This window comes from Pseudomonas sp. F220, assembly GCF_057813935.1.
In genome coordinates this window covers 1-585 of the sequence record NZ_JBVASJ010000134.1, presented here as the reverse complement: position 1 = coordinate 585, position 585 = coordinate 1, and the positions used below count along the sequence as shown (strand labels likewise).

General features: G+C 55.9%; 1 protein-coding gene. It reads left to right on the top strand.

Features of this window, described 5'->3' with window-relative positions; translation table 11 throughout:
* Positions 1-48: 48 nt before the first annotated feature.
* Positions 49-585: IS630 family transposase (locus ACZYSM_RS29330; protein ID WP_489077188.1), on the top strand; the 537-nt coding region annotated here is incomplete at its 3' end.

The window sequence follows — 585 nt, the reverse complement described above, 5'->3', positions numbered from 1 at the left end:
CATATCGATATACTGACCAGACTTCGACCTCACTGAGCAGTAGTGCACATGGCCAAGCCCGCCGCCCCATTCGTTTTAACGCCATCTGACTACGCCACGCTACAAGGCTGGTCGCGGATGGGTTCGTTGGCGCAACGTCTCGGGCAGCGGGCCAAAATCCTGCTGTTGTTGGCTGATGGATTAACGCCCAAAGACGTCAGCAATCAGCTACAGATCTCGGCGCCTGTGGTGTTCAAATGGCGAAAGCGCTATCTGGAGGCGGGTCTTGAGGGATTGAACGACCTGCCTCGAAGTGGCCAGCCTCGCAAGCTCAGCACTCAAAAAATGAAGGAAATTCTTACGCTGACAACCCAGCGCGTGCCTCGTGAGGCGACGCATTGGAGTGTGCGCCTGATGGCCAAGTATGCCGCCGTTACGGCTTGGCAGGTGCGACAGGTCTGGGCTGCTTCCGACCTTAGACCCCATCGTTTGAAGACGTTCAAGATCAGCAACGATCCGCATTTTGCCGATAAGGTCGTCGATGTAGTCGGGCTTTATCTGAACCCGCCGGATAACGCCATCGTGCTGTCGGTTGATGAGAAAACC